The sequence below is a fragment of the Phenylobacterium sp. NIBR 498073 genome (assembly GCF_027286305.1).
GTDB lineage: Bacteria > Pseudomonadota > Alphaproteobacteria > Caulobacterales > Caulobacteraceae > Phenylobacterium.
Map to the genome: position 1 here is coordinate 2796777 of NZ_CP114599.1, position 25624 is coordinate 2822400.

Genomic DNA, 25624 nt, shown 5'->3' on the forward strand with positions numbered 1-25624 from the left:
AGGGCCATGAACGCCGAACCCGCCATCCGCGCCCTGATCGCGCCGGTCACCCCGCTGCAGCAGAACTGCACCATCGTCTGGTGCGCTAAGACGCTGAAGGCCGCCATCATCGATCCGGGCGGCGAGGTTCCGCGCCTGCTCGAAGCCCTGAAGGCCAATGGCCTGACGCTCGAGAAGATCTGGATCACCCACGGCCACCTGGACCATGCCGGCGGAACCGCCGCCCTGCAGGCCGCCACCGGCGCCGTGGTCGAGGGTCCGCACCCCGACGACGCCTTCTGGATCGACGAGATCACCGCCTCGGGCGCCAAGTGGGGCATGCCGGACGCCCGCTCCTTCACCCCCGACCGCTGGCTGGCGGACGGCGACACGGTGTCGCTGGGGGAGACGCAGTTCGAGGTCTTCCACTGCCCGGGGCACACCCCCGGCCATGTGGTGTTCTTCCACCGCCAGGCCCGCTTCGCTCAGGTCGGCGACGTGCTGTTCCAGGGCTCGGTCGGCCGCACCGACTTCCCGCGCGGCAACCATCAGCAACTGATCGACTCGATCACCGGCAAGCTCTGGCCGCTGGGCGACGACGTCGCCTTCGTGCCCGGCCACGGCCCGATGTCGACCTTCGGCCAGGAACGCCGCACCAACCCCTTCGTCGCCGACGAGGTGCTGGCCGGCGCCTAATGCTTTCAGTCATGAAATCTGCGCGTTACGCGGGCGCGTGAAGATGGCCCGGATGGAGACACGTACCGAACAGTCCGGGCCCGCCGGCGCCCGCATTCTGATGGTCGACGACGATCCGGGCATCCGCGACGTCGTGTCCGACTTCCTGGGCAAGCACGGCTACCAGGTCGAAACCGCCGGCGACGCGCGCGAAATGGAGCAGGCGCTGGATCGCGGCTCGGTCGACCTGATCGTGCTCGACGTGATGCTGCCGGGCGAGGACGGCCTGGCCATCTGCCGCCGCCTCGCGGTCGGCGAAGGCCCGCCGATCATCATGCTCTCGGCCATGGGCGAGGACACCGACCGCATCGTCGGACTGGAGCTCGGCGCCGACGACTACCTCTCCAAGCCCTGCAACCCGCGCGAACTGCTGGCCCGCGTCCGCGCCGTGCTGCGCCGCGCCGAACAGCGCGGCCAGGCCGCCAGCGCCAGCGCCGGCTGCGAGTTCGCCGGCTGGCGCTTCGACCTCGTCCGCCGCGAACTGCGCTCGCCGCAGGGCGTCGTCGTCAACCTGTCGTCCGGCGAGTTCTCGCTGCTGCGCACCTTCGTCGAGCGGCCGCAGCGGGTGCTGACCCGCGACCAGCTGCTGGAGTTCGCCCGCGGGCCCGATTCCGACGCCTTCGACCGCGCCATCGACGTCCAGATCAGCCGTCTGCGCCGCAAGCTGGACGACGGCGGCGGCGGCCAGGACCTGATCCGCACGATCCGCAACGAAGGCTACATGTTCACCGCCAAGGTGAAGCGCCTGTGACCGCCCCTTGGGCCGGGCGGCCGACCGCATCCCTGTTCGGTCAACTGCTCGCCCTGATCGGGCTCAGCCTGGTCGCCGCCCAGGCGATCAGCCTGTTCCTGCTGTTCAACCTGCCCCCGCCCGCCCCCGACTTCTATCGGATCAGCGAGATCGTTCAGACCCTGCGCGGGGCGCCCCCGACCTTTACCGAGCGGCACCCGCTGGCCGTCACTATCGCCAAGACCCCGCCGCCCCTGGTCATGGACGGGCGGATGACGCCGAAGATCCGCGCCCAGATCGCCGCCGGCCTCGGCGTCCCGGTCGAGCGGGTGATGGTGGCCTCGACTTCGCGCTTCCCGTTCTCCGACCGCCGCGTGTTCCGCGTCATCCGCGACCGCATCGCCCGCGAGGGCGGCGAGGTCGAGGAGCACTTCCTGATCGCTCCGTTCAAGGTCGCCGTGCAGCAGCCCGACGGCCGCTGGAAGGTGCTCTCGCCCGAGCGCGGCATCGGCCTGGACGCCTGGCAGCAGCGGATCGTGCTGCTGTTCCTGCTCTCGGCGCTGGCCATGACCCCGGTGGCCTTCGTGTTCGCGCGCCGGCTCTCCGCGCCCATCCGGCTGTTCACCGACGCGGCCGAGCGGCTCGGCCGCGATCCGCGCGCCCCGCCGCTGTCGCTCAAGGGCTCGGCCGAGATCAGCGTCGCGGTGAAGGCGTTCAACGACATGCAGGAGCGCCTGCGCCGCTACGTCGAAGACCGCACCGCCATGGTCGGGGCCATCGCCCACGACCTGCGCACGCCCCTCACCCGCCTGCGCTTCCGCATCGAAAACGTGCCCGAGGACGTGCGCGTGAAGATGGCCGCCGACATCGACCAGATGGAGGAGATGATCTCCGCCGCCCTGACCTTCGTGCGCGACACCAGCCGGCCGGGCGAGCGGACGCTGCTGGAACTGTCTTCGCTGCTCGAAAGCGTCTGCGACGAGATGGCCGACACCGGCGCCGACACCCAGGTCGAGCTCGGCGAGAAGGTGGTGCTCGAGGGCGACCCGCTGGCCCTGCGGCGACTGTTCGCCAACCTGCTGGAAAATGCGGTCAAGTTCGGCGGCCGCGCCCGCGCCCGCGTCTATCGCGACGGGGCCAGCGCCATCGTCGAGATCGAGGACGACGGCCCCGGCATCCCGCCCGAGGAGAGCGAGCGGGTGTTCGAGCCCTTCTATCGGCGCGAGCCCTCGCGCAGCCGCCAGACCGGCGGCATCGGCCTCGGCCTGGCCGTGGTCCGCTCGGTGGCCCGCGGGCATGGCGGCGACGTGGTGCTGGAAAATCGCCCGGACGGCGGCCTCACCGCCAGGGTCCAGCTGCCGATCTGACCGCTCCGGAAAAATTTAACGCCGCCCCAACGGCGCGCGCCCGCACCGCTATCCCCTGCCGGACCACGAACACCGTGTCCGGACAAAGCTTTGCGGTACGAAACGTCGCAGGGCTCAATCGCATTTTGCGCGCAACCTCCTTCGCCCTTGGCGAGTTTGCTTGACCGTAAGGACAGCGAGGCGTCGGCCGCCCTCCCCCCGACGGTCGATGCATAGAGGAGCCGCTCATGGATCTTGAACCCACCGCCAAGCCGAAATCCCGCCGCGGATTTGCAGCAATGAATCCGGAACGCCGCCGCGAGATCGCGCGCAAGGGCGGCGCCAGCGTGCCGGGCGAGAAACGCAGCTTCGCCAAGGACCGCGACCTGGCCGCCTCCGCTGGGCGCAAGGGCGGTGAGTCCTCGCGTGGCGGCGGCCGCAGCCGGGGCGATCGTCTCGAGAGCTAAGACGCCGAGGCGCCTGCCGACTCCAAGGTCGGTCAGGCCCTCAGCAGCACCACTGCGAAGCTCGGGGCGGGACTTTCCCAGTTCCGCTCCAGCTTCCAGCCGGCCTCCGCGGCCAGCTCAGCAAACCCCTCCAGCGTGAACTTGTAGGAGTTCTCCGTGTGGATGGTCTCGCCGGCGGCGAAGCGGAACCTGCGCCCTGCCACGCTGACGACCTGGTCGCGCTCGCTGACCAGATGCATCTCGATCCGGCTCTGCTCGGCGTTCCACACTGCCTGGTGCCGGAACGCCGCCAGGTCGAAGTCCCCGCCAAGCTCGCGATTGATCCGCGCCAGCAGGTTCAGGTTGAAGGCCGCCGTCACGCCTTGGGCGTCGTCATAGGCCGCTGTCAGCGTCGCCTCGTCCTTGGCCAGGTCGATGCCGACCAGGAACCGGGCGTCCTCGCCCAGCAGCCGCCGCGCCCCTGACAGGAAGCCGACGACCTCTTCCGGGGTGAAGTTGCCGATGGTCGAGCCTGGGAAGTAGCCGATCCGCGGATGGCGCGCGGCCTGCGGCAACGCCAGCGCCTTGGTGAAGTCCTCGGCCAGCGGCGCAACCGCCAGCTTCGGATAGTCCCGCCCGATCGCCGCGGCCGCCGCGTCCAGCGCCGAGGCGCTGATGTCGATCGGCGCATAGACCGCCAGCTGCGGCGCGGCGTCCAGCAGCAGCCGGGTCTTGGTGCTCGCCCCGCTGCCGAACTCGACCAGGCTGGCCCCGGCCGGAATCGCCGCGGCCATCTCGCCGGCCGTCCGGCGCATCAGCGCCAGCTCGGTGCGGGTCGGGTAGTATTCCGGCAGCTCGGTGATCGCCTCGAACAGGTCCGAGCCCGCCGCGTCGTAGAAGTACTTCGCCGCCAGCGTCTTCTGCGGCCGCGACAGCCCGGCGACCACGTCGCGCGCGAACTCGCTGTCCGCCGCCGCGCCATCCGGCTGCGCGGGCCCGTCCCAGGCCAGCCGCACGCCGGAGAACATCCACCGCTGCTGCGGGTAGAAGAAGTTGCGGTAGCTGGCCCGCACGTGCCCGGCCGGCGTCGCGCAGCAGCCGCCGCGCAGCACCATCTGGCCGATCATGAACTTGCCGTTGTACTCGCCGACCGCCCCGCCCGCCGGATGGAAACCGGGATAGGGGCCATAGGCGCTGCGGGTCCATTCCCAGACGTCGCCGAACATCTGGCGCAGGCCGGGCGCAGATCCCGCCGCCGCCGGTCCGAACTGCAACTGCTCGCGCATGTTGCCGACCGCCGCCAGCCCTTGGGCGGCATGCTCCCATTCGGCCTCGGTCGGCAGCCGCGCCCCGGCCCAGGTCGCATAGGCGTCGGCCTCGTAGAAGCTGACATGGGTCACCGGCGCGTGCGGCGCGATCGCCCTGCGGCCCTGCAGGGTCATGGCCAGCCAGCCGCGCTCGCCCTGCTCCCAGTAGAGCGGCGCCTCCCAGCCCTCGGCCTGGACCCGCGCCCAGCCCTCCGACAGCCAGAGCTCAGGCCGCCGATAGCCGCCGTCGGCCATGAAGGCCAGCCACTCGCCGTTGGTCACCAGCCGGTCGGCCAGCCGGTACGGCTCCAGATAGACCCTGTGCCGCGGCCCCTCGTTGTCGAAGGCGAAGCCCTCGCCGTCGTGCCCGATCTCGACCACGCCGCCGTCGAAGGCGACCTCGCCCGCCGGCCCGGGATCGCGCCCGACCGGCAGGGCCGGCGCCGGCACATAGGCTGGCTTCAGCGGCGACTGCGCGAACAGGTGCAGCACGTCCATCAGGATCAGTTCCTGGTGCTGCTCCTCGTGCGCCAGCCCCAGTTCGACCAGTTCGGCCATGCCATCGAACGGCGCGGCCAGCAGCCGCCCCATCGCCTCGTCGACATGCGCCCGATAGGCCAGCACCTGGGCGAGCGACGGGCGGGTCAGCAGGCCGCGCTGCGGGCGCGGCTGCCGCGGCCCCAGCGCCTCGTAGTACGAGTTGAACAGATATCCGAAGGCCGGATCGAACACCCGGTAGCCCGGCAGGTGCGGGACCAGCAGGAAGGTCTCGAAGAACCAGGTCGTGTGCGCCAGGTGCCACTTCACCGGGCTGGCGTCCGGCATCGACTGGGCGGCCTGGTCCTCGGCCGACAGGTGCGCAGTCAGCGCCAGGCTGGCGTCGCGGACCTTGCGGTAGGGATCGGGGGCGCTGCGCGCCCGCGCGGCCCGGGCCGGCGCGGGCGCGAGCCTGGCCTTGTCGAATGACGCCATCGTCCCGCTCCACTCTGTTCCGATTGTGCCGGATTTCGCCGATGCCCGGCGAAGCCGTGCTCGCCCCGCCAAACGTCGTAATGCGAACGCAGTTCCTTGCATTTGGGGGCTCGGGGCGTTCCCGCAAGCCGGAACGGTTGCCCCAAGGACGCGTTGAGGTCCCACGAAAAGCGTACGGCCCGTCGAGGGGATCGGGCGTTTCGAGGACAGCATGGGCGGAGACACCGAGTGGCGCAACGAGGTGGTGGCGATGATCCCCGCTCTGCGCGCCTTCGCTTGGTCCCTCAGCCACAACGGCTCCGACGCCGACGACCTGGTGCAGGACACCCTGATCAAGGCCTGGTCCAATCGCGATAAGTTCGAGCCGGGCACCAATCTGCGCGCCTGGCTGTTCACGATCCTGCGCAACACCTACTACACTCAGGTGATCCGCCGCCGGCGCGAGGTCCGTGACGAGACCGGCGAGTACGCCAACAACATGCGCACCCCGCCGACCCAGGACTGGAGCATCGCCATGCGCGCGCTTCAGGCGGGCCTCGCCCAGCTGCCCGACGAACACCGCGAGGCGCTGATCCTGGTCGGCGCCGCCGGCCTCTCCTACGAGGAAGCCGCCGAGATCTGCGGCTGCGCGCTGGGCACCATCAAGAGCCGGGTCAACCGCGCCCGCGCCCGGCTGCTGAAGATCATGGACGCCGAGGAGGCCGCCGACGTCATGGTCCTCGACCACGCCGAGGCCAGCCGGGCCTGAGTCCGCCCCATCCAGCCCCTTTCGGTGCGAATGGATCCCGGTCTTGCGTCGCAAACCGGGATGACACCGGAGCGGACTGTTCAAGAGCCCAGCGGCTGGCGGAGCCAAGCCCGGCCGCTACTATGCCCGGCGACTCGTTTCGCCTGGAGTATCCATGTCCCGTTCCCTGCCCGCCGCGCTCGCGCTGTCCGTCCTGATCGCCGCGCCGGCCTTCGCCGCGCCAAAGGACGACGCGGCCAGGATCGTCGCCAGCCCCGCCTTCAAGGCGGCGACCGCGGTGCTCGACCGTGAGCATGAGCGCACCGTTCAGGACATCATCACCCTGACCGAAATCCCGGCCCCGCCCTTCAAGGAAGAGGCCCGCGGCAAGGCCTACAAGGCGATGCTGGAGGCCCACGGCCTGACCGACGTCGAGATCGACGCCGAGGGCAACGTCATGGGCCTGCGCAAGGGAACCCGGCCCGGCCCGCTGGTGGTGGTCTCCGCCCACCTCGACACTGTCTTCCCGGAAGGCACCGACGTGAAGGTCCGCCGCGAGGGGACCAAGCTGTTCGCCCCGGGCGTCGCCGATGACACCCACAACCTCGCGGTCCTGCTCGCCTGGATCCGCGCCCTCGACGCGGCCAAGATCAAGACTTCCAGCGACATCCTGTTCGTGGGCACGGTCGGGGAGGAAGGCCCCGGCGACCTGCGCGGCGTCCGCTACTTCTTCAACCAGGGCAAGTACAAGGACCGCACCAAGGCGTTCTTCTCGGTCGACGGCCTCGACCCCAGCGGCATCACCCACGTCGGCGTCGGCTCCAAGCGCTATCGCGCGATCTTCAGCGGTCCGGGCGGCCACAGCTACGGCTCGTTCGGCATCGTCAATCCGATGGCCGCCATGGGCAAGGCGATCGCCGACTTCTACGAAGTCCAGGTCCCGACTTCACCGAAGGTGACCTACTCGGCCTCGGTCACCGGCGGCGGCACCTCGGTCAACGCCATCCCCAACAAGGTCTTCACCGAGTTTGACATGCGCTCGGCCGACGCCGGCGAACTGGCCAAGCTCGACGGCCGCTTCAAGGAGATCATGCAGGCCGCCGTCGACCACGAGAACAAGGCCCGCTCCACCCGCGTCGGGCAGGTCAGCGTCGAGATCAAGCCGATCGGCGACCGCCCGGCCGGCCAGACCGCCAAGGATGCCGCCCTCGTGGCCGGAACCGCTGCGGCTATCGAGGCGCTCGGCTACAAGCCCCAGTACGAGGCTTCCTCCACCGACGCCAACGCGCCGATGGCCCTGGGCATTCCGGCCATCACCATCGGCGGCGGCGGCTCAGGCGGCCGCGCCCACTCGCTGGACGAATGGATCGACGTCGAAAAGGCCAACAGCGTCCGCGGCATGAGCGTCGGCCTCGCCGCCGTCCTCGTCGCGGCCGGCATGAACTAGCGGCTGAAGACCGACAGCAGCCCGCGCAGCCAGTTCACCAGCCCGCTCCAGAGGTCGGCCAGCCACGACGTCGGCGTGGCCGGCTTCTCGGGCACGAACCAACTCGGCGCAGCTGGCGGCGCGCAGTTCATGTTCATGCCCACGCCCTTCAGGTAGCCGCGCCGCACGCCGCCGGCCTTGATCGCGGCCTCCACCGCCTTGCGGTGGCGGTCGGCGCCGCTCAGCTTGCGCACCCAGCCGCGGAACGGCAGCAGGTCCTGGGTCTCCCCGCGCACCTCGGCCACCGCGGCGGCCTTGGCCTGCGCGCCCAGCTTCTGCATCCGCGTGCGCTCGTCGGGGGCCGGCGCCTCGTCCAGGTCGGGGCCCAGCACCGCGTCCAGCCGGCCGATCTCGGCGGCGATCGCCTCGCAGCGGGTCAGTTCGCGGGCCTCGTACGGATCGGCGTGCGCCCGGACCAGTACGTCGGGGATCTGCGCCTGCTTTAGGTTCAGGTCCTCCAGCGGCGCGGTCACCGCCCCGCGGAAGCCCTCGTCGACCTGGGTCGTGCCCCGGTCCGCCGCCGCCGCCGGCCCCGCCGCCAGCAGCGCCGCGGCCGCCAGCCACATCTGTCTCGTCACCATTGCTCCACCCTAGCCTCTGGCGGCGCGTTGGCGCTGCGGCGTTTCGCGCGCCGGCGCATCGCCCGGGGGGCCGCCAGCCATCGCCCGAGTCGCCGCGCACGGCGACGGAACACCCCCTCGGCCCCGTCGTTTTCGAAGGAAGGAGCTATCGAGGATCAGGTCCATGCCCCATCGCCCGACCCCGCCCGACGAACCGCGCCGGCGCAGCCGTCGCCGTAACGAGGCCAAACGCCCCGCGGCGGAACCTCACAGCTTCGGCGAAGAGGGCCGCTACTCCTCCGACCAAGCCCGCTACTACGGCGCCGACACCCGATCGTTCGACGCCTTCGGCGCCCACCGGCCCAGCGAGACCCGCCCCGATTGGCGGCGCGGCCGCTACGAGTCGGGCCGCGACAGCGCGCCGGACGCGCCCTTCGACGAAGCCGACGCCCTGGCCCGCGGCTACTACAGTCTCGACGCCCCGCACGGCGGCCAGGAGTACGGGATCGAACCGCACGGCTATCGCCAGTCCATCGTCCGCCGCCGCGCCCGTCCGGTCGGCGCGGCCCCTACCGAGGCCGAGCGCGCGCCCTACGGCGACCAGCCGCTGGATCCCCGCGACCTCGGGGTGCGCGAGTTCGGCCCTCCCGCCGACTACGCTTATCACCCCGACGCCGAGGCCGAGTTCGAGCTGGAGTACCTCGACTGGCGCGAAGCCAAGCTCTCCGCCCACGATCGCGACTACGCCGTCTGGCGCGCCGAGCAGCAGCGCAGGTACGACGCCGAGTACCGCACCTTCCGCGGCGAGTGGCAGGAACGCTTCGACCGCGGTTTCGCCGAGTGGCGCAGCCGGCACGAGGGCGCGCGCCCCGCCGACGATGATCCGCCGCCGGACGATCGCATGTAATTCTCCTCACGCGCGATCCCTTCGCGCAGGAAACGAAACGTCGTTCGACGAACCTGTCCGGCGAGCGCCGAAGACGGCCGGAATAGTCCTATCGGCCAGATGACTCGCCTGCCCGAACCCCATACTAGCGTTACGTCAAATTGACGGGCGGCGCGTAGAGGCCGCCAGGGGGTGCGTGATGCGTGTGGTCGTGGTGAGCAGACAACCGCTTTGGCGGGACGCCCTGAGCGTCCTCGTGGCGGCCCAGCTCCCCGGCGATCCCGTGGTGACGCTCGACGATGTCGCCCAGCTGGCCCCGCTCGCTCCGGATGCGGACGACCTGATCCTGCTGGACCCGCCGGCCCAGTGCGACCCTGGCGACTGGCTGGAGCGGCACGCCGAGCAACTGACCGTCGGTCGCCTGGTCCTGATGCCGCCGCACAAGAACGTCCGCTGGGCCAAGATCGCCTACGCCCGCGGCTTCCGCGCCCTGGTCCCCAAGGACACCGCCTCCGACATTCTGGTGGCCGTGCTGCGCCTGGTCGTCGTCGGCGGCGAGTACTTCCCCTGCTTCGAGGAGTTGGGCGCGATCCCCGACCCCATTCCCGGCCACGGCCCGCGCCTGTCGCCGCGCCAGATCGAGGTCCTGCGCGAACTCGAACGCGGCCGGACCAACAAGGAGATCGCCGAACACCTCGGCATCGCCATCGCCACCGTCAAGCTGCACGTCCAGGCGATCCTCAGCGCCACCGGCGCCCGCAACCGCACCGAGGTGGTCAGCCGCATGGCCTCCGGTCAATCGCGCCCCCAGGCCTAGCCGAACGGCTAACAAAATATAGCCAGGCGAACTAATAAGAATAATTACGCCACTATACTTTTCTATTACTTTTGATATTTGTCATTTTAGGACATCGTTAACGAAAACGCGTCCAGCGTCCTGCCCAATATAGCGGGGGGACTAACATGTCTATTACTGCGCAACTCAGTGAACGACTAAGCTTCATGCGTATGGACGACCTCGCCTGCGAGAGTCTCCGGGACATCAAACCCATCGTCATGAGCGCCTTGCCCGGCGCGCTCGACGCCTTCTACGGCCAGGTCTCGCAACGTGAGGAGACCCGGGCCTTCTTTTCCGGCTCCACCCACGTGGCCAGCGCCAAGGGCCGCCAGATCGATCACTGGGAGACGATCTCCAGCGGCCGCTTCGATGAGAGGTACGTCGCCGCCGTCACCACCGTCGGCGAAACCCACGCCCGCATCGGCCTGGAGCCGCGCTGGTACATCGGCGGCTACGCCCTGGTGCTGGAAGGGCTGATCGCCGCGGTGACCGCCGCCCGCTGGCCGCGCGGCGGGATCCTGCGCCGCGGGCCCACGCCCGACCAGGTGGCCGCCGAGTTGGGGGCGCTCACCAAGGCGACCCTGCTCGACATGGACTATGCGATCTCGGTCTATCTCGCCGCCGCCGAGGCCGCGCGCCGGCAAGCCGAGGCCCAGGTCCTGGCGGCCGAACGCGCCGCCATCGTCCAGACCATCGGCTCGGGGATGAGCGCCCTGGCCGGCGGCGACCTCGGCTACCGGATCGAGGCCGGGTTGGCGGCCGCGTACGCCCAGATCCGCGAGGACTTCAACGCCGCCCTGGTCCGGCTGGAAGAGACCATCGCCTCGGTGGCCGGGAACGCGGCCGGCGTCGAGGCCGGCGCGGCCGAACTCGCCCGCGCCTCCGACGACCTCTCTCTGCGCACCGAGCGCCAGGCCGCCGCCCTGGAGGAGACCGCCGCGGCGCTCGACCAGATCACCGCCACGGTGAAGGCCACCGCCGACGGCGCGCGTCAGGCGGGCGAAGTGGTCGCCGTCGCCAAGGCCCAGGCCGAATTTTCCACCACCGTGGTCGAGCGCGCCGTCGGCGCTATGGGCCAGATCGAGCAATCGTCCGGCCAGATCGGCCGCATCATCGGGGTGATCGACGAGATCGCCTTCCAGACCAACCTGCTGGCCCTCAACGCCGGGGTCGAGGCCGCGCGCGCCGGCGAGGCCGGGCGCGGCTTCGCCGTCGTCGCCTCCGAGGTCCGCGCCCTGGCCCAGAGGTCGGCCGACGCCGCGCGGGAGATCAAGGATCTGATCGGCGCCTCCGCCGGTCACGTCGACGAGGGCGTCGGCCTGGTGCGTGAAACCGGCGCGGCCCTGCAGGCCATCGCCGACAAGGTCGGCGAGATCGACGAGGTGGTCACCGGCATCGCCGCCTCGACCCAGGAACAGGCCTCGGGCCTGGCCCAGATCAACTCGGCGGTGAACCAGATGGACCAGGGACTGCAGCAGAACGCGGCCATGGTCGAGCAGGCCGCCGCCGCCACCCGCGCCCTGCGCGGCGAGGCCGCCGAACTGACCGCCCTGGTCGCCCGCTTCCGGCTGTCGGGCCAACCGCCGCGCAGCGACGCCAGCCCGGTCGGCGCGATGACCCGGGCGCTGGCCTCGGCGGTCTCCGGCGGCCGGCTCGCCCATGGTTGAGGACCGCCTCGAGCGGGTGCAGCGCCTGGCCAACGCCGGCGCCTGGGAGTGGACCGCCGCCGACGGCGCCCTCTCCTGCAGCGAGCCGGCCCTGCGCCTGCTCGGCCTGCCGCCCGGCCCCTGCACCGCCGCCCAGGCGCTGGACATGCTCCCGGCCGACGACCGCCGACGTCTCGAGGAAGCCGTCCGGCGGGCGCTCGACACCGGCTGCGCCTACGCGCTCGACCACCGCGTCAGGCTGCCCGACGGGGCGGTTCGGGTCCTGCGCCATCAGGGCGCGCCGCGCTTCGACCAGACCGGCGCGGCCGTCGGCCTGGTCGGCGCAGTGCAGGACGTCACGCCGCTGCGCGTCGCCGAGGCCGCCTCCCACCGCAGCCAGCAGATGCTGGCCGGCATGCTGAAGATCTCGCCCGAGGCGATCGTCGTCGCCGACGCCGACGCGCGCATCATCCTGTTCAGCGCCGGGGCCGAGGCCATGTTCGGCTACAGCGCCGAGGAGGCGCTCGGTCGCAGCGTCGAGGACCTGATGCCCGCCCGATTCCGCGCCCGCCACCAGCAGGCGGTCTACCGTTTCGCCTCCGGCACGCGGCCCAGCCTGCGGATGCACGAGCGCGCCGAGATTCTCGGCCTGCGCAGCGACGGCGAGGAGTTTCCCGCCGAGGCCTCCCTCGCCCGTCTTGAGACCCCGGCCGGTACGGCCTTCACCACCATCGTCCGCGACCTCACCGAGCGGAAGGCCGCCGAGGCCCGACTGGTCCAGGCCCGCGAGGAAGCCGAGGAGGCCAGCCGCGCCAAGTCGACCTTCCTGGCCAATATGAGCCACGAGATCCGCACCCCGCTGAACGGCGTGCTCGGGGTCGCCGGCGCCCTGGCCCGCACCGAGCTGGCCGAGATTCAGCGCGAGATGGTCCAGCTGATCGAGACCTCCGGCCGTGCGCTGCAGGACCTGCTCAGCGACATCCTCGATCTGGCCAAGGTCGACGCCGGCCGGCTCTGCATCCGCGACGATCCCTTCGACCTGGCCGAGATGGTCCGCGCCGTCTTCGCCCTGTTCCAGGCCAGCGCCGCCGAAAAGGGCATCGGCTTCCGGCTGGAGATGGACCGCGAGGTCTGCGACCGCTTCCACGGCGATGACCTGCGCATCCGCCAGGTGCTGTCCAACCTGCTCTCCAACGCCGTGAAGTTCACCGCCCGCGGCGAGGTGCGGCTCAAGGTGCTGTCGCGCGGCGTGGCCGGCGACGTGCGCCGCGTGCGCTTCGTGGTCGAGGACACCGGCGTCGGTTTCTCCCAGCAGGTCGCCGAGGCGCTGTTCGACCGCTTCGAGCAGGCTGACTCTTCGATCACGCGCGAGTTCGGCGGCACCGGCCTTGGCCTGGCGATCTCCCGCTCGCTGGTCGACCTGATGGACGGCGAGATCGTCGCCTCCTCCAGCCCGGGCCAGGGCGCGACCTTCGCCTTCGAGCTGCCCTTGCGGCGCGTGGCCCCCGACCTCGCCCTCCAGGCGCCGGCCCCATCCTCCTCGCCGCCCCCCGCCGACCGCCCCGTGCGTGTGCTGCTGGCCGAGGACCATCCGACCAACCGCCGGGTGGTCGAGCTCATCCTCGGCGGCCTGCCGGTCGACCTGACCTGCGTCGAGAACGGCCAGCAGGCGGTTCAGGCGGCGGCCGAGGCGACCTATGACCTCATCCTGATGGACATGCAGATGCCGGTCATGGACGGGGTCACCGCGGTCAGCCGCATCCGCGCCGCCCGGCCGCTGCGCCTGGGCCCGCGCATCTGCATGCTGACCGCCAACGCCATGCCCGAGCACCGCGAGGCCAGCCACCGCGCCGGCGCCGACGCCTTCCTGGTCAAGCCCCTCGACGCCGCCGAACTGATCGCCGAGGTCATGGAGGCCCGCGACGCGGGGGCACAGCCCGGCGCCTGACCGAGCGTCTCCGTTGATAGCGTCGGCGACCTGTGCGCAAGACTGGCGGCCCGCGCAGCAGGAGCCCGCATGGAATCGGCCGAAACGAGCAGCGCCCCCACGGCCGAGCGCATCCTGGAGGCCGCCCGCCTGCGCCTGGCCGCCGGCGGTTTCCGCGACCTCACCCTGCGGCCGCTGGCCGAGGCCAGCGGCTCGACCGTCGCGGCCCTTACCTATCACTTCGGCTCCAAGCGCGCGCTGATCGAGCGGCTGGTGCAGGCCGAGCGCCAGGCCGACGCCGCCCGCCACGCGGCCTTCCTGGCGCGCTTCGCCGGCCTGCGCGCCCTGGCCCCGGCCGCGCTCGTCGCCCTGCTCGAACACTATCTGGACGAGGCCGCCGGCCGCGAACGGGTGACCAGTCTGATCTGGTGCGAGCTGCTGCTGGCGGCGGTCGGCGACCCGGAGGCGCGCGATCTGGTCGCCCCATGGATCGCCGAGCGCCGCGCCTTCTGGGACGCGGTGTTCGAGGGCCGCATCGGCGATCCCCAGGCCTGGGCGCGCGCCTGCCTGGGCTACGTCACCGACGAGACCGCCCACGGCCTGGCCCAGCAGGACAGCCCCGACTACCGGCTGATGCGGGCCATGACCCTGGAGCGGCTGGCCGGCCGCGGGGCGAGCCTCGGGCTGTCCGAACCGGCCTTCTTCGAAGCCGTCGTTCGCCGGCTGGACCCGGCGCTCGCCCTGCCCGGCCCGGCCTCGCAGGCGCCCTACGCCGGGCGCGCGCTGGACATCGCCATGGCCGCCGGCGAGGTGATCGTCGCGCGCGGCGCCGAAGGGGTCACCCACCGCGCGGTCGGCGAGCGGGCCCAGGCTCCGGCCTCGTCCGTCGCCTATCATTTCCGCACCCGCCTCGACCTGCTGCGCGCCGGCCTGACGGTGATCTATCTCGTCGCCCAGGGCCGGCTGGCGCCGCGCCAGGACCAGGCCGAGATCGAGGCCTTCGTCGCCCGGGGCACGGTGTCGGTAGCCCTGGCCGCGGCCCGCGAGAGCGAACTGCGCCCCTACGCCGTCGACCTGCGCCGCCTGCGCGGCGAGAACCTGCGCCGGCGCGCGGCCGAACGCCTGGGCCGCGACCTCGACCTCTGCGCCGCCCAGAGCGCCTCGGTCGCCCGGCTCGGCGCCACCCTGCTGGCCCGCGCCGAGGGCTCGCCGCCGCAAAGCGCCGAACTGGTCGACTGGATGCTCGCCCGCGCGACCTGAACATCTGTTCTGTTGCGCGGCCTTTTCAGCCAAAGTCGTCGCAAATATTTCGCACAACTGTTTTCCTGAACGCCGTGCAGACCCCCTAGAAGGCCCGCGTCCGAGCCACAGGGGATTACAGATGCTCAAGACCGCGCACGCCCGCCGCCATACGCTGCGGGCGCTTCTGGCCATCGGCGCCAGCGCCATTGCGACTGAACAAGCGTTCGCCCAGGCCGCCGCCGCCGACCCGCTGGCGGTCGAGGAAGTGGTGGTCACCGCCCAGAAGCGCGAGCAGAAGCTGAAGGACGTGCCGATCTCGATCGCCGCCTTCGGCGCGGCCAACATCGAGCAGCAGAACTTCACCGACTTCGAGCGCCTCTCGACCCGCACCCCGGGTTTCTTCGTGCAGCAGCAGACCGACTCCTCGGCCAGCTTCGTCATGCGCGGCATCGAGGCCGGCAACGCTGGCGCGGTGTCCGAGCCCAGCATCTCGTTCTTCCTCAACGACGTCGACACCAGCCGCTCGCGCGGCATGCTCAAGGAGCTGTTCGACATCGAGCGGGTCGAGGTCGCCAAGGGCCCGCAGGGCACGCTCTACGGCCGCGGCTCGCAGATCGGCGCCGTCGCCGTCGTCACCCGCCGCCCCGACCTGTCGCGCATGGGCTGGTCGGTCGAAGGCCAACTCGGCTCCTACGATCTCTACAGCCTGACCGGCACGGCGAACCTGCCGATCATCGAGGACGAGCTGGGCCTGCGCATATCGGCCCGCCGCCGCGAGCGCGAGGGCTATGTGACCAACCTCGCCGGCGGCAAGAAGCTGAACGACGACGATCTCTGGGCCGCTCGCGCCTCGCTGCGCTGGGCGCCGAGCCAGGACCTGACCTTCGACCTGATCCTCGACCACCAGGCCGACAACGACGCGGCGGCCGCGACCAAGGCCATCAACATCGCCTCCCCCGGCGGCGACACCGGCTGGTTCAGCGATGCGGCCCAGAACCGCTACCAGCCGCCGCAAAAGCGCCGCCAGACCGGCGCCGCCCTGCTGGCCGACTGGGACCTCGCCGACGGCTGGAACCTGAAATCGATCAGCGCCTGGCGCGAGGTGGACTTCGCCGAGTCCTGGGACGTCGACGGCACCACCTACGAATTCCTGATCGGCCGCAACAACGTCGACGACCAGAGCATCCTCAGCCAGGAGGTCCGGCTGGCCTATGACAACGGCGGCCCGTTCCGCGCGGTCGGCGGCGTCAGCTTCTACAAGGACAAGACCTTCAATCAGTCCGAGTTCGTGATCAACGAACAACTGCTGCTGGCCGGCTTCCCCAAGCGCACGACGCCGGTCACCCAGTTCCCGGTCCCGGGCACGAACGTCCTACTGCCGGTCACCACCGGCAACTCGACGCTCTCCAACACCCGCAACAACCGTGAAAGCTGGTCGGCCTACATCAACGGCGGCTACGATCTCACCGACCGCCTGGTTCTGGACGCCGGCGTCCGCTTCACCCACGACGAGGCCACGGTCCGCAACTCGTCCCTGGTCACCACGCTCGACGGCGTGCGCCCGATCGCCCTGCCCAACGGGCTCTCCAACTCGCTGGGCCAGGAGTTCTCCAACAGCCGCGACTACGACCTGGTCCAGCCGCGGATCGCGCTGACCTACCGCCTCACCGACCAGGTCAACATCTATGCCGGCGCCTCGCGCGGGCTGAAGGCCGGCTACCCGCAGACCACCTTCGGCGCGCCGGTCAACGGCAAGCCCACCCCGACCTTCAGCGAGGTGAAGACCGAGGAGGTGGTCAACTTCGAGGTCGGCGCCAAGGGCACGCTGATGGACCGGCTCTACTTCGAGGCCGCCGCCTTCACCTATGACTACAACGACTTCCAGACCCGCGCCGTCGACCTGACCCTCGGAACCGTCAACGCCGGCAAGGCCTCGGCCTGGGGCGTGGAGCTGAACGGCGGGCTGAAGGTGACGCCCGAACTGACCCTCTCTGGGGCCTACGCCTACCTGCACACCCAGTACGACGAGTTCCGCGAGGTCGTCGGCGGCCAGCCGGTCGACCGCTCCGGCAACGTCTTCCGGATGGCCCCGGAACACACCGCCTCGTTCAGCGCCGACTACCGCCGTCCGGTGTTCGGCGACTGGGACGGCTTCGTGAACGCCAACTACGCCTGGCGCTCCAAGTACTTCCTGAACAACGACAATCTCGACAGCGAGATGCAGAAGGCGTTCGGCCTGGTCGACCTGCGCCTCGGCGTCGAAAGCGCCGACGGCGTGCTGCTCGAAGCCTACGCCGAGAACCTGCTCGACCAGGACTGGGTCCGCGACGTCGGCAACGGCGGCAAGTTCTTCGGCGTCCCCACCTCGATCCGCGCCAGCCCCCGCATGCTCGGCCTGCGCGTTCGCATCACCCGCTGATTTCGAGAGATCTCATGAAGACGCTGATGACCAGCCTCGCCGCCCTGGCGTTCGCCTCCACGGCGGCCGCGGCCCCTGGCGACGACCTCAAGCTCAACCAGATCCAGGTGGTCGGCACCCACAACAGCTACAGCCAGCCGGCCGACCCGCGGGTGTTCGCGGTGATGAAGCCGCTGATCCAGCCGACCCTGGACGGGATGATGAAGATGATGCCGCCGGCCATGGCCGCGCGCTTCGCCGACGAGCACCCCAATCCGCTCGGCGCCGACCTGCAGGCGGGCCTGGAATACGTCCATCCCCCAGTCGAGATGCAGCTGCGCGCGGGCCTGCGCAGCCTGGAGTTCGACCTCAATGTCGACCACGAGGGCGGCCGCTTCTCCGATCCCCTGGCCTATCGGCTGCTGCGCGAGAAGGGCGCCAAGAACCTGGCCCCGCTCTATTCCGAGGCGCTCAAGGAGCCGGGCCTGAAGACCCTGCACGCCGCGGACATCGACTTCCGCAGCAGCTGCCCGACCTTCCGCCTGTGCCTGCAGCAGATGCGGGCCTGGTCGGACGCCAATCCCGGCCACTCGCCGGTGTTCGTGCTGCTGGAGCCGAAGTTCAACAGCCTGGCCGGCTTCGCGCCGGGCGCCACCCAGCTGATCCCCTTCGACGCCAAGGCCTTCGCCGAGATGGACGCCTCGATCGGCGAGATCATCGGCCGCGACCGGGTGGTCGCCCCCGACGACCTGCGCGGCCAGCACGCGACCCTGGAAAAGGCCGCCCTGGCCGGGGCCTGGCCGACCCTCGGCCAGGCGCGCGGCAAGTTCGTGTTCCTGATGATCGTGCCGGGGATGAACCTGGCGGCCTTCAAGCCCTATCTCGACGGCCATCCCAACCTCGAGGGCCGGCTGGCCTTCGTGCAGGGCGAGCCGGGCATGGCGCACGCCGCCTTCGTCATGGTCGACAACGCCCTGACCCGCGGCGGCGAGATCAAGGCGCTGGTGAAGGCCGGCCGCCTGGTCCGCTCGCGCAGCGACATCGATACCTATGAGGCCCGCCAGAACGACCCCGCCCGCCGCGACGCGGCCCTGGCCAGCGGCGCCCAGGTCGTCTCCACGGACTACCCCTGGGCCCCGAACATCTTCGGCAACGCCTATGCGGTGAGCCCCTTCGACGGCGGCTTCCGCTGCAACCCGGTCAGCGGCGCCTGCGCCAAGACCCCGGCGCGCTGACCCCGCAGCGCGCCGCCCGAGCCCCGCCCCTTTCCCCGAGGGGGCGGGGCTCCTTGGCGTGCGCTGCGCGACAACGTGATAGCCGCGTCGGCCGCCAGAGCTATTGCCCCGCTTTTCCGGGTCCATCAGAGTCCGTTCAAGGGGGAGCGATGACGCGCGGGAAGTACGTCGCAAGACTGGGGTTCTGTCTGGCCGTTCTCGCCGCGGCGGCGTCCGCTCACGCTGCTGAGCCGGTAAGCGGACGGCTCGTGACCATCGGCGATCGCCAGATCGACATCCGCTGTGTGGGCGAAGGCCCGCGTACCGCAGTCGTCATCACCGGCGGCGCATCTCCTGCGACGACCTGGCGAAGGGTGCAGGATTCCGCGGCGACCTTCACCCGCATCTGCCTGTACGATCGGCCGGGCTACGGAGCGAGCACGCCGCTGGCCGCGCCCATGACGTTCGAGGATCGTGCGCAAGAGCTTCACAAGGTTCTCGCCATCGCCGGGGAGCGAGGCCCCTTCGTCCTCGTCGCCCACTCCTGGGGCGGCTTCCTGGCTCGGAGCTTTGTTCGTCGATATCCCAAGGAAATCGCGGGCGTTGTCCTGGTCGATGCGGTGGAGGAAGGCCTCGTCTACGACCCCGCCGTCGTCGCCATTCTTCGCCAGCAGCAAGCCGGGCTCAGCGCCGCCGCAGCAGCGGCTCGGAAGACGGGGAGCAACGCCTCCAACGCTCAGGCTCAGGTCTTCGAAACCGGAGCTCTCGAGGCCGAATCCTACTGGATGTCGTCAAAGGCGCAGCAGGCGCCAGGCGGCTTCGGCCGGCTCAAGAACATTCCGCTCGTCGTCATGCGGCACGGGCGACCTTTCCCCCAGTCGCTCGCGCCGCTGGAGACCGGGTGGCCGGATGCTCAGGGACGGCTCGCGGCCCTGTCATCGCGTTCTCAAACGATTGTCGCCGAGAAGAGCGATCACATGATCAACCTCACCGAGCCGGAACTGATCGTTGACGCAATCCGACAACTCGCGGCGCACCCTTAGGCCTTTGCCCCTCCATGATCGACTTCTGGCGGGCGACGACAGCACGATGACGAAGTTGTCCCTGGCGCCATTGTCCTGGGCTCATCCGGATCGTCGTCGGCTCTATCGCGCCCTCCTGATCCTGACCTCGGCTCGACTTTCGCCGGCCCGCGCCGCACTGGCCAGGCACGCCCTGCTGCAAGACCTGGAGATTTTCGACGATCCGCGTCAGGGCCAAGGCGATTGGCTGTTCGCCGACGAGGTCGTGCACGTGGAACGGCTGGGCGAGGCGGCGATGGGCGACCGCGGCGACCGGGGTCGAGAGGTCCAGAAGGCTGCGGCCGTACTGATCCGGTTGATGGAGGCCAACGGCGCCGGGCGCGCCAGCTAGAACCCGGCTCTGCGCCCTCCAGGCGTGAGCGGACCGGCGCGACCTGGGACCGTCTGACGCGCCCACAGTTGGCTAGTGAGCTTCGCCGCCTTGCTCGGCCGACCGCCAGACCAGAGCGCCGGCGTGTGGCGCCGATGGCTCGGCCCTCAAAGGCAAGCCCGCTCGCTCGAAGCGCGTCTTGAGCTTTAGCGCCGGTGCTTCAACCAAGCGCCACGACAACTCTGCAATCGCCGCCGTCGCCGCGAACGTAATCATGATTTGCATCCACGGGCTCTCGGCGGACGAAGCAAGCATCCACAGCACCGGCGCATGCCAGAGATAGAAGGCATACGAGCGGCGGCCTAGCCAGGCTACGGGCGGGAGGGAAAGGATGCGCGTGACAATGCTGCCCGGCGCTTCAATGGCGTGGACGATGAGCAGCACCGTCAGCGCCGCGAAGCCTGCCAGACCCGCACGCCACGTCCAAACATCTCCCCAGGTATTGCGAAAGAACCACGCCGTGATCAGAGCTAGGGCCGTTACGGCGATCCACGGCGAGGCCACAAGCCGAGCGGACCAGGCGGGCAGACCGCGCCAATAGGCGATGGCGCCTGCAGCCCCCACCAATAGCGGCGCGACCCTCGTCGTCGGAAGAAAGTAGATCATCCAGGTGTCTACGCCCATCACCTGCAGGGCGAAGGTGGACAGCAGCCCCATCGCCGCCAACGCGAGGGTCGTGGCCATGAGCCAACTACGCGCTCGCCCCAGGAGAAAGATCATCAGCAGGGGCCAAAGCAGGTAGAACTGCTCTTCTACGGCCAGCGACCACGTATGCCCCATGCTCAGGGAGTCGCCGAGCAGCTTGAACGCCGCCACGAAATTCATCGTGTAGGTAATGACGGCGAAGAATTCGCCCCAGGCATGGGGCTCGTGGCGCGCCAAGGCGAAACCGGTCACCACGACGGCGAAAACCATCAGCGCTGGCGCTAAACGCAAGATGCGTCGGATGTAGAAATCCTTCAGCGATACCCGGCCGAAGTGGTCGTACTCCTTCAGCAGAAGGCTCGTGATGAGATATCCTGAAAGGGCAAAGAACAAGTCTACGCCGAGCTGACCCCCGGGAAGATTATCCGGGACTACATGCGTAATCAGAACCGCCGTGATCGCTATTGCACGCAGGCCGTCGAATGCGGCGACCCGAGCAGAGACCTTGGTCTTTTCCATATGCGAATCGTATGGCTGGCGGAATGTATCTTGTCTACAGCCGAGCTCTCACCAGTGCCCCAGTCGTCTGAAGATCGCTCCGGCTTGATTTCCGGACGTCTATGTCGAGACCTGCGCCTAGTGCCGCAATTGAACCCTGGGCGCCGCCAATGTCCGCGTCATCTTGACCAGGCACGCGCCGGATCGAAGGCGGCGAAGCTGCACGCGTCCGGGAGAGCCGGGACCGTCTGACTTTTCTGAGAAAAATTGGCGGTGACGCAGGGATTCGAACCCTGGATACGCTTTCACGTATGACGATTTAGCAAACCGTTGCCTTCAGCCACTCGGCCACGTCACCAGCCCGACCCGGCGCGCACGGGGCGCGCTCCAAATCGGGTCGCACTCCATAGCCGAAACCGGGCGCCGGGAGCAACGGGGGCGTTAAAAAGAAAACGCTCCCCACCCCGCTCGCCGAAATGTGCGGCGCGACGGCCGCCTCATCGCCTATGGTTAAGCGACGGGAGGGGCGCGTGAGCGGTCAACTGCACGAACGACTGGACGCCAAGATCGGCGAGCTGCGGGCCGCCGGCGTGGCGATCACGCGAATCGACGCCAGCCCCGAGGCGATCGCCCAGCTGTTCGTCGGCAAGGGCGAGGCCGCCATCCTGTTCGACGCCGATCCGGCCCGCGACACCGCCTGGTACGGCGACGTCGAGCTGCAGGCCTGCGCCGAGCCGGGCGCGCGGCTGCTGGTGGTCGGCGCCGACGGTCCCCAAAACATCGAGATCTAGAACATCGGGATCTGACGGCACGAAGCTTGCTGCGCAGTCTCCCAGTGAGACACTCGCGCACCAAAACGAGCCCATCGTCCCAGTGCGCGCGCCGGCGCCCCATGCGCCGGCAAGGCGGGGGAGCGCGTCATCGTCGGCGCGCTCCCCTAGCCTCCTTCGATCAGAATCGCCCCTAGCCCCCTTCGATCAGGAGATGCTCTTGGCGTAGCGGCGGGCGCCGCGGGCCGCGTCCAGGCACTCTGCGTAGGTGTCCAGCAGCCACTTGCGGCTGGCCAGCTTGTCCTTGCCGTCGCGCGACAGAGCCATGCCCTCCAGGTCGGCGACCCGCTCCAGCAACTGATAGGCGATGTACTCGGGCGTGTTCTCCACCGCCCGCGAAACCGGCAGATCGGCCATGGCGTTTTCAGACTTCCTGATAGACATTGCACGCGCGCCCTCGGCCGAGCTTACCCCGCGCCTCAACGTGCTGATCGCCGTGAAGTTGCATTACCCTTTCGTCACCCCAGAGACGCCTTCGGAGACGCCCCGCGACGGGGCCACACGCCCATGCGCCCCTTCCTGCCTGCAGTCCTGGCCCTTGCACTCGCCGCCCTGACGCCGGCGCCCGCTGCGGCCGATCCCAGCGCCGGTCCCGGCCTGCTGGCGCGCCTGCCCGACGGACGCCACCTGAACTTCCGCTGCACGGGCGCCGGCGCCCCGACCGTGCTGCTGGAAGGCGGCTACGGCGCGGACTCGCTGGGCTGGGGCAAGGTCAGGGTCGCGCTCGCGAAGTCCTACCGGGTCTGCAGCTATGATCGCGCCGGGGCCGGCTATTCCGATCCCGGCCCCCTGCCCCGCGACGGCGCGGCCATCGCCCGCGACCTCGACCGCGGCCTGGCCGCCGCGCGCATCCCCGGCCCCTACATCGTCGTCGGCCATTCCGCCGGCGGCCTCTATGTGCGGCTGTTCTCGAACCGCCGGCCGCAGGACGTGATCGGCATGGTGCTGGTCGATCCGTCGGTCGAGCATCAGGACCGCCGCTTCGCGGCCCTGTTCGGCGAGGGCGCGGCCGGGCTCGGCCCGCTACAGGCGCGCGCCGCCCAGTGCCTGGCCGCCGCCGAGGCCGGGGCCCTGCCCTCGGTCGAACCGCCGCTCGACAGGTGCGTGCCGCCCGCCCGGCCCGGCCAGAGCCCGGCCGCCGTCGCCGCCCGCCGGGCCGAGGCCCTGCGCCCGTCCACCTGGCGCGCCCGGATCTCCGAACTCGACACCCTCTGGGGCGCGACCTCCGACGCCCTCGACCTCGGCCGTCAGAGCTACGGCGACCTGCCGCTGGTGGTGCTGACCGCCGACGGGACCTATGCAGCCGCGCCGCAGGCCGCCCGCGAGCCGCTGGCCAGCCTCTGGTAGGGCCTGCATCGCGAACTGGCCCGCCGCTCGACCCGCGGGGTCAGCCGCCAGGTCGAAGGCAGCTCGCACATGATGATGACCGACCGGCCCGACGCCATCGTCGCGGCCGTCCGCGAGGTCGCCGCTCAGGCGAATATGATTAAGGCCAGGTGAACAATTCGCCCACAGGTTGTTCGTTCTTTATGAGCATCCTGAAGTGTGAATGACAGTTGTCGACACGCACACGCCGCCCTGAGATTGATTCAGTCCTCGATCTGCTTGCAATTAGGGTGTTCTACGGGTGCGAATAGTTTACAGATATCGCTACAGAACGCGTGTACGTTAACTGCTCACACAGAGGCCGTGTGGCAGTGTGCTTCTCCGTTATCGCGACAAACCGGTCCCAGATGTCTCTCGCCGCTCCGTTCAAGCCCAGGTCGTTGGCTGACCGCCGCGCACGGCGCCAAGCTGATGCCGACGCGGCCGCTGCGGCCTGGGCCGACCCCGTTCGCGACCGCCGCGGACCGCTGCGCCCGGACAGGCTGACCCCGACCCGGCTGCGCATGTCGGGCCGGCTGCTCACCCGTTTCTTCCAGGGCGGCGACGCCATCGCGCTGATCCTCGGCAGCCTGATCGCCGTGGCCCTGACCCACGGCGCCAGCGTGCTGCTGATCTACGGCGGCGCGTCGGTCGCCACCTTCGCCAGCCTGCGCCTGTTCGACTGCTACAAGTTCGGCCGCCGCGAAGACCTGGCCATGCACCTGATGCGGGTCACCGTGGCGTTCGCCGTCGCGGTGGCGATGTGCTTCGCCATCCTCACCCATTTCGTCGGCGCGGTCATGCTGACCGCCTCGCTCGGCGTCTGGACGCCGATGGCGTTCCTCTGCGTGGCCGGCGCCCACGGGCTCTGGTGGGCCAACGTCAAGCGCTGGCGCGCCAACGGCCGGCTGACCCCCAACCTGGTCATCGTCGGAGCCACCGGCGCGGCCGACCGCCTGATCGCCGCCATTCTCGAAACCCGCGAGGCGCACGTCCTCGGCGTCTTCGACGACCGCGCCGCGCGCACGCCGGCGGGCCTGCACCGCGTGCCGCTGCTCGGCGGCACCGACGATCTGCTGGCACACCGGATCATGCCCTATGTCGACCGCATCGTGATCACCGTGCCGGCCGGCGCGCGCGAGCGCGTGCACGCCCTGCTCGAGCGGCTGAAGGTGCTGCCCAACGAGATCACCCTGCTGCTCGACCGCGAGGGTCAGGCCGGCGAAGCCGACGCCATCGACCGCATCGCCAACATCCCGCTGACCCGCATCTCGGGCGCCGAGATCGACCAGGGCAAGGCGGTGGCCAAGCGCGCCCAGGACGTGATCATCGCCCTCATCGCGCTGTTCGTCGCCGCGCCGATCATGCTGATGGTCGCCCTGGCCATCAAGCTGGACAGCCCCGGCCCGGTGTTCTTCCGCCAGCGCCGCCACGGCTTCAACAACGAAGAGATCGTGGTCTGGAAGTTCCGCTCGATGCGGACCGAATCCGCCGACGCCAAGGCCGCGCGCCAGATCAGCGCCGACGACGACCGCGTCACCAAGGTCGGCAAGTTCATTCGCAAGACCAGCCTCGACGAACTGCCGCAGCTGATCAACGTGCTGACCGGCGAGATGTCCCTGGTCGGCCCGCGCCCGCACGCCATCGGCATGAAGACCGGCGAGGTCGAAAGTTCGCGCCTGGTCGCCGAATACGCCCACCGCCACCGCATGAAGCCGGGCATGACCGGCTGGGCGGCGATCAACGGCTCGCGCGGCGCGGTCGACACCCCCGAACTGGTCCGCCGCCGCGTGGCGCTGGACGTCGAGTACATCGAGCGCCAGTCCTTCTGGCTCGACCTCTACATCATGTTCATGACCGTCCCCTGCCTGCTCGGCGACTCCGAGACGGTCCGCTAGGCCCGCCTAGGCGCCGGCCAGGCTCACGCCCATCTCGGCCAGCTGCTGCTTCCAGCTCTGCGGCGTGATCACCGCGCGATAGCGTTCGGTCTGAGCCGGATCGAACATCTCGATCATGAACACCCCGTCCACCCAGACCTCGGTCAGCTGAAACACGCCCTCGCCCCGGTCGCAGGCGCGCGCGGGCCAGCCGGCGCGCTCTGCCAACGCGATGATCTCGGCGGCGCTCTTTTCGACGCAGATCGCCAGATGCACCTCGGACAATCGGTTGACGTTCTCCGCCGGCCGCCACTCGCCCTCCTCAGGCCCGAAGTGCAGCAGCGCCCCGCGCGGCGCGATCTCCAGCTCCACCTGGCCGTCGGCGGACCAGGCCATCCAGGCGTCCGGGCCGGCCGGCGGGAACGGCAGCGCCTCGCCGCCCAGCATCTCAGCGAGCACGGCGGCGGCCTGGCGGGGATTGTCGGCGGGGATCGAGGCGTGGGCGATGGCGGTCATCG

Annotated in this window: 23 protein-coding genes and 1 tRNA gene; 18 read left to right on the forward strand and 6 right to left on the reverse strand. The window is 70.1% G+C overall.

The annotated features are described in order from the left end of the window. Positions 1-6: 6 nt before the first annotated feature. From O4N75_RS13890 to O4N75_RS13905, 4 genes are all read left to right on the forward strand, one after another. Positions 7-675 carry an MBL fold metallo-hydrolase gene (locus O4N75_RS13890; RefSeq protein ID WP_267232863.1) on the forward strand — a complete coding sequence of 223 codons (669 nt, stop codon included), beginning with the start codon at positions 7-9 and terminating at the stop codon, positions 673-675. 43 nt (positions 676-718) lie between these two features. Beyond that, positions 719-1465, forward strand: a complete 747-nt coding sequence (locus tag O4N75_RS13895; RefSeq protein WP_267232864.1) for a response regulator — start codon at positions 719-721, stop codon at positions 1463-1465. After that, positions 1462-2811, forward strand: a complete 1350-nt coding sequence (locus O4N75_RS13900) for an ATP-binding protein (protein ID WP_269626106.1) — start codon at positions 1462-1464, stop codon at positions 2809-2811. Before O4N75_RS13895 ends, O4N75_RS13900 begins: the two co-directional genes overlap by 4 nt. 227 nt (positions 2812-3038) lie before the next feature. Further along, on the forward strand, positions 3039-3257 hold the full coding sequence (locus O4N75_RS13905; RefSeq protein WP_056018305.1) for a general stress protein: 219 nt from the start codon (positions 3039-3041) through the stop codon (positions 3255-3257). Positions 3258-3289: 32 nt separating this feature from the next. On the opposite strand, the gene egtB is transcribed toward O4N75_RS13905, so the two are convergent. Continuing rightward, positions 3290-5515 carry an ergothioneine biosynthesis protein EgtB gene (gene egtB, locus O4N75_RS13910; RefSeq protein WP_269626107.1) on the reverse strand — a complete coding sequence of 742 codons (2226 nt, stop codon included), beginning with the start codon at positions 5513-5515 and terminating at the stop codon, positions 3290-3292. A 211-nt stretch (positions 5516-5726) separates the two neighbouring features. Here egtB and O4N75_RS13915 point away from each other — a divergent pair, with 211 nt between their 5' ends. Both O4N75_RS13915 and O4N75_RS13920 read left to right on the forward strand, forming a co-directional pair. Next, positions 5727-6263 carry a sigma-70 family RNA polymerase sigma factor gene (locus O4N75_RS13915; protein WP_267231899.1) on the forward strand — a complete coding sequence of 179 codons (537 nt, stop codon included), beginning with the start codon at positions 5727-5729 and terminating at the stop codon, positions 6261-6263. A 154-nt stretch (positions 6264-6417) separates the two neighbouring features. Continuing rightward, positions 6418-7689, forward strand: coding sequence for a M20/M25/M40 family metallo-hydrolase (locus O4N75_RS13920; RefSeq protein WP_269626108.1), 1272 nt, complete (start codon positions 6418-6420; stop codon positions 7687-7689). Here the strand turns inward: O4N75_RS13920 and O4N75_RS13925 are convergent. Further along, a complete protein-coding gene (locus tag O4N75_RS13925; RefSeq protein ID WP_269626109.1) occupies positions 7686-8306 on the reverse strand; it encodes a hypothetical protein in 621 nt (206 codons plus the stop codon). The two genes, O4N75_RS13920 and O4N75_RS13925, sit on opposite strands and share 4 nt — an antisense overlap. A gap of 166 nt (positions 8307-8472) precedes the next feature. On the opposite strand from O4N75_RS13925, the gene O4N75_RS13930 reads away from it, so the two are divergent. The 9 genes from O4N75_RS13930 (at position 8473) to O4N75_RS13970 (ending at position 19852) form a co-directional block, all read left to right on the forward strand. Then, positions 8473-9195 (forward strand): hypothetical protein, encoded by a 723-nt coding sequence (locus O4N75_RS13930; RefSeq protein ID WP_269626110.1) that lies wholly within the window; start codon positions 8473-8475, stop codon positions 9193-9195. A gap of 193 nt (positions 9196-9388) precedes the next feature. Then, positions 9389-9991 carry a response regulator transcription factor gene (locus O4N75_RS13935; protein WP_269626111.1) on the forward strand — a complete coding sequence of 201 codons (603 nt, stop codon included), beginning with the start codon at positions 9389-9391 and terminating at the stop codon, positions 9989-9991. A gap of 146 nt (positions 9992-10137) precedes the next feature. Continuing rightward, the gene (locus O4N75_RS13940) at positions 10138-11679 is read left to right on the forward strand and encodes a globin-coupled sensor protein (RefSeq protein WP_269626112.1); all 1542 of its coding nucleotides are present in this window, start codon (positions 10138-10140) and stop codon (positions 11677-11679) included. Continuing rightward, complete coding sequence (locus tag O4N75_RS13945; protein ID WP_269626113.1) at positions 11672-13606, forward strand: PAS domain S-box protein; 1935 nt, start codon at positions 11672-11674, stop codon at positions 13604-13606. Before O4N75_RS13940 ends, O4N75_RS13945 begins: the two co-directional genes overlap by 8 nt. A 69-nt stretch (positions 13607-13675) precedes the next feature. Next, entirely contained in the window at positions 13676-14845 is a 1170-nt protein-coding gene (locus O4N75_RS13950; protein ID WP_269626114.1) for a TetR family transcriptional regulator, read from the forward strand. 121 nt (positions 14846-14966) lie between these two features. Then, positions 14967-17246 (forward strand): TonB-dependent receptor, encoded by a 2280-nt coding sequence (locus O4N75_RS13955; RefSeq protein WP_269626115.1) that lies wholly within the window; start codon positions 14967-14969, stop codon positions 17244-17246. 14 nt (positions 17247-17260) lie between these two features. Then, entirely contained in the window at positions 17261-18460 is a 1200-nt protein-coding gene (locus O4N75_RS13960; protein WP_269626116.1) for a Ca2+-dependent phosphoinositide-specific phospholipase C, read from the forward strand. A gap of 248 nt (positions 18461-18708) precedes the next feature. Beyond that, a complete protein-coding gene (locus tag O4N75_RS13965; RefSeq protein ID WP_269626117.1) occupies positions 18709-19482 on the forward strand; it encodes an alpha/beta hydrolase in 774 nt (257 codons plus the stop codon). A gap of 46 nt (positions 19483-19528) precedes the next feature. Beyond that, positions 19529-19852, forward strand: coding sequence for a hypothetical protein (locus tag O4N75_RS13970; RefSeq protein WP_269626118.1), 324 nt, complete (start codon positions 19529-19531; stop codon positions 19850-19852). 72 nt (positions 19853-19924) lie between these two features. Here the strand turns inward: O4N75_RS13970 and O4N75_RS13975 are convergent, their stop codons facing one another. Both O4N75_RS13975 and O4N75_RS13980 read right to left on the reverse strand, forming a co-directional pair. After that, entirely contained in the window at positions 19925-21055 is a 1131-nt protein-coding gene (locus O4N75_RS13975; RefSeq protein WP_269626119.1) for an acyltransferase, read from the reverse strand. 247 nt (positions 21056-21302) lie between these two features. Continuing rightward, a tRNA-Ser gene (locus O4N75_RS13980) sits at positions 21303-21392 on the reverse strand. Between the two features lie 172 nt (positions 21393-21564). Between O4N75_RS13980 and O4N75_RS13985 the strand changes: the two genes are divergently transcribed. Beyond that, complete coding sequence (locus tag O4N75_RS13985) at positions 21565-21825, forward strand: hypothetical protein (protein ID WP_269626120.1); 261 nt, start codon at positions 21565-21567, stop codon at positions 21823-21825. A gap of 186 nt (positions 21826-22011) precedes the next feature. On the opposite strand, the gene O4N75_RS13990 is transcribed toward O4N75_RS13985, so the two are convergent. After that, positions 22012-22221, reverse strand: a complete 210-nt coding sequence (locus O4N75_RS13990) for a hypothetical protein (protein WP_269626121.1) — start codon at positions 22219-22221, stop codon at positions 22012-22014. A gap of 150 nt (positions 22222-22371) precedes the next feature. On the opposite strand from O4N75_RS13990, the gene O4N75_RS13995 reads away from it, so the two are divergent. Both O4N75_RS13995 and O4N75_RS14000 read left to right on the forward strand, forming a co-directional pair. Further along, positions 22372-23211: an alpha/beta hydrolase gene (locus O4N75_RS13995; protein WP_269626122.1), complete on the forward strand. Its 840-nt coding sequence runs from the start codon at positions 22372-22374 to the stop codon at positions 23209-23211. A 419-nt stretch (positions 23212-23630) separates the two neighbouring features. Then, positions 23631-25127, forward strand: coding sequence for an exopolysaccharide biosynthesis polyprenyl glycosylphosphotransferase (locus O4N75_RS14000; RefSeq protein ID WP_269626123.1), 1497 nt, complete (start codon positions 23631-23633; stop codon positions 25125-25127). A gap of 6 nt (positions 25128-25133) precedes the next feature. Here the strand turns inward: O4N75_RS14000 and O4N75_RS14005 are convergent, their stop codons facing one another. Then, positions 25134-25622: a hypothetical protein gene (locus O4N75_RS14005; RefSeq protein ID WP_269626124.1), complete on the reverse strand. Its 489-nt coding sequence runs from the start codon at positions 25620-25622 to the stop codon at positions 25134-25136. Positions 25623-25624 lie beyond the last annotated feature (2 nt).

What these genes read in the sequence shown, in the direction of transcription:
- O4N75_RS13890 (WP_267232863.1), top strand. Translation starts at nt 7, where the DNA reads ATGAACGCCGAACCCGCCATCCGCGCCCTGATCGCGCCGGTCACCCCG.
- O4N75_RS13895 (WP_267232864.1), top strand. Translation starts at nt 719, where the DNA reads ATGGCCCGGATGGAGACACGTACCGAACAGTCCGGGCCCGCCGGCGCC.
- O4N75_RS13905 (WP_056018305.1), top strand. Translation starts at nt 3,039, where the DNA reads ATGGATCTTGAACCCACCGCCAAGCCGAAATCCCGCCGCGGATTTGCA.
- egtB (WP_269626107.1), bottom strand. Translation starts at nt 5,515, where the DNA reads ATGGCGTCATTCGACAAGGCCAGGCTCGCGCCCGCGCCGGCCCGGGCC.
- O4N75_RS13915 (WP_267231899.1), top strand. Translation starts at nt 5,727, where the DNA reads ATGGGCGGAGACACCGAGTGGCGCAACGAGGTGGTGGCGATGATCCCC.
- O4N75_RS13920 (WP_269626108.1), top strand. Translation starts at nt 6,418, where the DNA reads ATGTCCCGTTCCCTGCCCGCCGCGCTCGCGCTGTCCGTCCTGATCGCC.
- O4N75_RS13930 (WP_269626110.1), top strand. Translation starts at nt 8,473, where the DNA reads ATGCCCCATCGCCCGACCCCGCCCGACGAACCGCGCCGGCGCAGCCGT.
- O4N75_RS13940 (WP_269626112.1), top strand. Translation starts at nt 10,138, where the DNA reads ATGTCTATTACTGCGCAACTCAGTGAACGACTAAGCTTCATGCGTATG.
- O4N75_RS13945 (WP_269626113.1), top strand. Translation starts at nt 11,672, where the DNA reads ATGGTTGAGGACCGCCTCGAGCGGGTGCAGCGCCTGGCCAACGCCGGC.
- O4N75_RS13950 (WP_269626114.1), top strand. Translation starts at nt 13,676, where the DNA reads ATGGAATCGGCCGAAACGAGCAGCGCCCCCACGGCCGAGCGCATCCTG.
- O4N75_RS13955 (WP_269626115.1), top strand. Translation starts at nt 14,967, where the DNA reads ATGCTCAAGACCGCGCACGCCCGCCGCCATACGCTGCGGGCGCTTCTG.
- O4N75_RS13960 (WP_269626116.1), top strand. Translation starts at nt 17,261, where the DNA reads ATGAAGACGCTGATGACCAGCCTCGCCGCCCTGGCGTTCGCCTCCACG.
- O4N75_RS13970 (WP_269626118.1), top strand. Translation starts at nt 19,529, where the DNA reads ATGACGAAGTTGTCCCTGGCGCCATTGTCCTGGGCTCATCCGGATCGT.
- O4N75_RS13975 (WP_269626119.1), bottom strand. Translation starts at nt 21,055, where the DNA reads ATGGAAAAGACCAAGGTCTCTGCTCGGGTCGCCGCATTCGACGGCCTG.
- O4N75_RS13990 (WP_269626121.1), bottom strand. Translation starts at nt 22,221, where the DNA reads ATGGCCGATCTGCCGGTTTCGCGGGCGGTGGAGAACACGCCCGAGTAC.
- O4N75_RS13995 (WP_269626122.1), top strand. Translation starts at nt 22,372, where the DNA reads ATGCGCCCCTTCCTGCCTGCAGTCCTGGCCCTTGCACTCGCCGCCCTG.
- O4N75_RS14005 (WP_269626124.1), bottom strand. Translation starts at nt 25,622, where the DNA reads ATGACCGCCATCGCCCACGCCTCGATCCCCGCCGACAATCCCCGCCAG.